The sequence below is a fragment of the uncultured Chryseobacterium sp. genome (genome assembly GCF_913776365.1).
Lineage (GTDB): Bacteria > Bacteroidota > Bacteroidia > Flavobacteriales > Weeksellaceae > Chryseobacterium.
Map to the genome: position 1 here is coordinate 1 of NZ_CAJYMO010000069.1, position 6,245 is coordinate 6,245.

Consider the following 6,245-nt stretch of genomic DNA (forward strand, 5'->3'; position numbering starts at 1 on the left):
ATCGATAAAATTGCGAGAAAATCCGATAATCCGAGTATTACACGGGATGTTTCCGGGGAAGGGGTACAGCAGGGACTGCTGAAACTTCTGGAAGGAAGCATTGTCAATGTTCCGCCGCAGGGGGGAAGAAAACATCCGGACCAGAAGTACATCCAGGTAAATACCCAGAATATCCTGTTTATTGCCGGCGGTGCTTTTGACGGGATCAAGGAGATTATTGAAAGAAGAATGAATAAACAGGCCATCGGATTCAGCTCGGAAAAAATCAACAAAGCTGACGAAGATGAGTACATATTAACAAATATTAATGCCATTGACCTGCGGTCTTTCGGATTAATTCCGGAACTTTTAGGAAGATTCCCGATCATTACGTATCTTGATAAGCTTACCAAAGAAACGATGGTGAGAATCATGAAAGAGCCTAAGAACTCAATCGTCAACCAGTTTATTGAACTTTTCAAAATGGATGGGACGCGTCTTGAATTTACCGATGGTTCTATCGAGAAAATCGTAGAAGAAACCATCGAAAAAGGATTGGGTGCAAGAGGTCTGAGAGGAACCACGGAAAAAGTCCTGGAAGACTATATGTTTTCAATAGGAGAAGAAAAAGAGATCATATTAACGGAAGATAATATTTTTGTTAATAAATAAAATATTTTTGTTTTTTCATAAAAAAGGCATACCTTTGCCATTGAGATATTGTATTAACACACAAATAATTATATACAATGAGAAAAAGTTTATTTGCTATTGGTTTACTGGCAGCCATTAATTCTGTTCAGGCGCAGAGTGTTTTATTACACGTAGACAATGCTGCTACTACGTATGTGAGTGCAGGAACTCTGGTGTATGCCGGAGGAGGAGTTCAGACGAGAGGAACCGGAATCATCGATGTTCACGGAAACATGATGGTGGAAGGAAATTCCTCTACGGATGTTTTCCGGACAGTTGATACCGGCGGAAACCCTCAGACTACAGGTGGTCATATCGTTCTACGGATGAACAATCCTTCAGATCTTACTAGTTCGACTTACGGACAGCTGTATGTAAATGGTATTTCAGCAGCTAATCTTACCGGAGTGGTAAGTAAAGAATACCGTACTCAAAGGCACGGTAATGGAAATTATTTCCAGCAGATCGCCCTTCCTTTTGCAGGAAAGGCGTACAGTACGTTATCTACGGAACTGGGGAAAACATTCAGCGTTAACAGATGGACCCAGAATGAAATCTTGACCTGGAATAACGCCACTGCGGTTTCCAATCATGTGACCAATATGGCGGATACAACCCCTAATGCTCCTCTGTATTACATGTTGGGTTCAAAAAATAACAATCTTGATTTAAGTACGCCTCCTGCAACACTGGCTACCATTGCACCTACTGCAACAGGTAGCGTATTTACGCTTACCGGTAAACCGGTACGTTCAGAAGACTTAGCCGCCGTTACGCTGCAGAATGGAGGTAATGTTAACTTCGGAACCAACGGAAATGCGGTGAACCAGTATAATGAGAAATACAATTCCTACCTTCAGGATCAGTTTGATTTACCTAATGGTTATTTTACTGCAACTGGAACTTATGGTAAGAATATATACCAGTTTGGTAACCCTTATTTAACAAATCTGGATTTATCACAAATTGGGAGAAATGAAGCTTCCGGTGATGGTAATTATATTACTAATATTTATGGTGTAAAATATACTGCAGGTGCTGTAGTGACAGCCACCAACGGTTCTACTTTTACTACAGGTGCACAGATTATAACGTATGATGCTAATACAGGGACAAACGCAGGAGATACAGGTTTGATCATTAAGCCAATGCAGACTTTTGTGCTAAAATTAAGAGATAATACTGCGCAGACGCTTAATTTCAGTACTTTAAGAAGATTTTCTAATGTGCCACGGGCTTCGACTACCGCTTACAGTGTAACCGCTGCAAAAAATAATGCAGGAACATTGAAACAGCTGGGAGTAATTGCGCTTGATGCAGCAGGAAAAGAGTTAGGACGAACCTATTATGTGGTATCACCTAATGCAACTACCGGTCACCAAACTTCTGCAGCAACTACTATTCAGGCTTCAGCAACTGGAGGGGATGCCATAGGAACTTTTGAAGAATCATCTGCAGGCGGATATGATTATAACAATACCAACTACTGGTTATACATCAATGAAGCCAATGAAGTAAACTTCAAAGGAAAAAATATTAAGTTAGTTACTTATTCACCGGCTGTGGTGAAATCTTATAAGTTTGAGATTAAAGAAAATGCTGAACCTATCGCAGACGGAGCACATACTTTGTCTTCAGGAATTGGCTTCTATTATAAAGCACCGAACGGAACGGTACAGCAGGCTGTACAGGGTGCTGTAATTCCTGTTGCGGGAACAGAATATGATCTGTACTACGGTGAGCCTAGTAATGTTGTATTGGCAACTGCTGATACAAAAGCTCCTGTAAGAACATTGGTGGTATACAATCCTGCAATCGATGATTATATTGTTAGGTTTGACCCTAACTGGAAAAAAGCGGATATCGAAGTTTATGATATGAGCGGTAAGCTTGTCATTTCCAAAAAAGCGGTAGAAACTTCCAGAGACTTTGTGATCGAACTGGATAAGGCGATCAAGAACTCTTATATGGTAAAAGTAGTTTCCGGAAATGGAGATGTTGTTAATGCTAAAATCTTAAAATAATGAATATGAAAACTATCAATAAACTGGTTCTTTCTTTTTTCCTTTTTACAGCGATGATAATGAATGCTCAAACTCCTAGCCAGCCTGGTACCGGAGGAGGTACTGGAGGTTCAGGAACAGGATCATTGGCTTCGCCGGTTGACATGTATGTATATGGATTGGGTATTGTGGCTGTACTTTTTATAGCTTTCTTTACCAGAAAATATACGGCTGCAAAAGCATAAAATTTTATTAAAATAAAAACAAACTCCCTGATTAATCAGGGAGTTTGTTTATTTTTACGGAATGAAAAAGATTTTTACATTGGCCGCTTTTTCAGCGGTATTTTCATTGCAGGCCCAATTTACCGTCACTATTCAGGCACCTGCTGATTTTAAAGATCAGGATGCTGTACTCTATACTTTAAATGGTTCAAAAGATATTATTTTCTCGAAAGAACAGAGTAAAAATAATACCTGGACTTTCAAGTATCCCAAAAATTATATGGGAATGATGAAAGTATACTTCCCGGCATCCAACAATACTTTCAACTTTATTTCTGAGAACAAAAATGTCTCTGTAAAACTGGAAACCCAGGCAAACAAAATCAAGGATATTGCTTATCTTGATGAAGCCAATAATGCTATGAGCAAGATGCAGGAAGGGTCACAGAAGAAAGAAATGATCCTGCCGGCACTTTCACAGATTAAGGAGTATTATAAAGACAATACCGATTTTGGAAAAGCTTTAAAAGCGGAAATCAGCAGATTATCAGGAGGGTCTGAGGGGATTGATGCCGCTCAGCATCCTTTTATTTATTATTATAACACCAACTATGCTAAATTTCTCGCGAAGGATCCTTCTAAAAACGCCAGTCAGGACGATATCATCAATTTCATCGATAAATCCGGTGATATGCTGGAAACTTCCTCTCTGTTAAGACCGCTTCTTGTATCCTATCTTAATACCGGTGGAAATACCAATGTATCGGCTTCCGTAGATAAGCTGCTTGACAGATTGAAAGTGGAAACACCCCGGGGACAGACTGTTCTATCCGAGCTTATCGATATCTTTGATGTATATGATATGCAGGAATTCAAGAACAAATACCTTGGACTGGCTAAGAATTTAAAATGTACCATTACGGATAGGCTGGCCTCTACGCTTAAGTCCAATGCCAACGTGGAAACCGGAGCCGTGTTTCCGAATTATAAATTTCAGTCTCCTGTAAATACGACAGCCAAAACCATTCATGATATCAAAGCAGATAAGAAAATCGTTGTATTTTGGTCTTCTACCTGCTCCCACTGTGAAAGCGAGCTTCCGCAGCTGTTGGCAAAGTATAATGATCTCAAAGGTAAAAATGTTCAGGTAATCGGCTTATCTTTGGACACAGACAGAGAATCCTACAGTAAAAAGATTTCTGCATTTCCCTGGATCAACGATTCGGAGCTGAAAGGGTGGAACAGCAGTTATTCGGATACATATAACATTCATGCAACACCAACTTATTTTATTTTGGATGCTAACAATAAGATAATCAGCAAACCAGAACATGTAGGTGATGTATTGGAATATTTTAAGCTAAAATAATTTTGGTAAATTAAATATATTTTCTATATTTGCACCACCAAAACGGCGAGGTAGCTCAGTTGGTTAGAGCGCAGGATTCATAACCCTGAGGTCACGGGTTCAATTCCCGTCTTCGCTACAATAAGAACCGCAATCAGATAACGATTGCGGTTTTTTTATGTACATTACTCAATTATTTACTGTATCAAATTCTAACAGGGCAGAAGGATTATCGGATCAGTATAAAAATGGGGTAAAAAAAATATAAGATATTATTTTGGTGTATGTCCGGTGAGAATGAACTTTTGAAAATCCTGCTCCCCGGATATTTAATTTCTCATTTCCATATTGCCAGCTTTGAAGAGAAAGACAACCTGCTGCATATTTACGGATCACGCAAAAAATTAAGGACTATTCAAAAGGCTTGTTTAATCTGAATAGGAGAAAGAGATCAGGCAAAAAACCCGGAGACTAAGCAAAAACCTGGGGCAGCTAAACAGCAAAATGATTTGTCATTGATTATCCTTGATTCTGTATTTTCATTTACTTTGTTATATCATGATCATCTTCCATTCTCACTATCTCTCGTTTGGGATCTCAAACAAACATTTTACTCTTATTCCTCTTCAGCCGATTAATTTTTCCGGGAGCTATTTCACGCTATCCACTCATACTCCTCGCGCCGGCCCTGTCCCAATCCTCCCTCACCAAACCCTTACCCGCTCCAATCCTCCAGCCCCGCTGTGGGGTATCCGTTTCTATCGTGGCTAGGGCAGGGGCTGGAAGCATGGGCTTTTGTCTCAGCTTCAAGCTTCACCCGGAATATCCTGGCCGGCATTTTTTGTAAACCACTATAAAATTCATCAGTCTTCTATCTGTCTTTACAAAAAATCGGTTGCGTATCACTTATAAAAGATAGGTAATGACCATAATTAAAATAAATATAAAAGAACCGGTCTTTAATTTCATCTATGTACAGGCGTTAAGCATCCATATCATTTCTCAGGATATAGTATACCTATATATACTATATGATACCACCATTAAATTCCTTACCGCCATCTTGCATTAGATACGTCCTGATCCGCTCATTCTTTAAATACAACAGCGGTCTCCAGCCAAACCTTCAAGGTTTTGAAAACCTTGAAGGTTTAGAACCATCCACCGGCTGCTCATCCATACCGCCGATCGCAACTTATTTATTACATCTGATTTTACTTTACGTCCTGAAGGTTTAGAACCATCCGCCGGCTGCTCATCCATACCGCCTGCCCCATCCCGTACCATTCATCTTCTTTTCCACCATCAGCCCTGAAGGGGCTGAATACCCATAGCCCCGGGCGGAGCCCGGGGTTGAAAACACCCACCAATTATCAACCCCAAAGGGGTTGAACATTCCCGGCGCCTGCCATCCGTATGAATCTTTTTTAACGGGACCTGCCCACTAAATCATATGGTAACAAACAAACAAACAAACAAACAAACAAACAAACAAACAAACAAACAAACGAGACAAACAAACGAGACAAAACAAAACAAGTCCTATTTCAGACCTTCTGCTGTTTTAACCCGCTCAAACCTTTAAGGTTTTCAAAACCTTGAAGGTTTAGGAACCGTTCACCAGCTGTCTCTCCATATTGCCCGCACCATCATTCATCATTCACTACTCATCACCCATTACCCATCATCCATCATCCATCATTCATCATTCATCATTCATCATTCATCATTCATCATTCATCATTCACTACTCATCACCCATTACTCATCACTCATCACTCATCCCCATCCCTGTGGAAAACTCCAATTCCAGGGTAACGGCTGAGCTGCCAGTGACCTAGGTCCTTGATTTACCCACAATCGGGATTTCATGTTAACTTTTTGTTACATAAACTTGCGTGGGAAGAAGCAAGTCTCTATCTTTGCCCCACTGAAAAACGAAAGGAAGTCAGTCAGGCGCAGAAGAGCTTTTGGATAAGCAGATTACTTTTAAGAAAA

The 6,245-nt window shown here is 40.1% G+C and carries 4 protein-coding genes and 1 tRNA gene; all 5 read left to right on the plus strand.

The features are described 5' to 3' along the window. The coding region (locus QZ735_RS03550) for an AAA family ATPase (RefSeq protein WP_294244277.1) at positions 1 to 651 on the plus strand (651 nt) is incomplete at its 5' end. Positions 652 to 728: 77 nt separating this feature from the next. After that, the gene (locus QZ735_RS03555; RefSeq protein WP_294244279.1) at positions 729 to 2,696 is read left to right on the plus strand and encodes a T9SS type A sorting domain-containing protein; all 1,968 of its coding nucleotides are present in this window, start codon (positions 729 to 731) and stop codon (positions 2,694 to 2,696) included. A gap of 5 nt (positions 2,697 to 2,701) precedes the next feature. Next, the gene (locus QZ735_RS03560) at positions 2,702 to 2,920 is read left to right on the plus strand and encodes a signal peptidase (protein WP_294244282.1); all 219 of its coding nucleotides are present in this window, start codon (positions 2,702 to 2,704) and stop codon (positions 2,918 to 2,920) included. Between the two features lie 61 nt (positions 2,921 to 2,981). Beyond that, positions 2,982 to 4,268, plus strand: a complete 1,287-nt coding sequence (locus QZ735_RS03565; RefSeq protein ID WP_294244287.1) for a TlpA disulfide reductase family protein — start codon at positions 2,982 to 2,984, stop codon at positions 4,266 to 4,268. 44 nt (positions 4,269 to 4,312) lie between these two features. Next, positions 4,313 to 4,386: transfer RNA gene (locus tag QZ735_RS03570), tRNA-Met, on the plus strand. Positions 4,387 to 6,245: the final 1,859 nt, after the last annotated feature.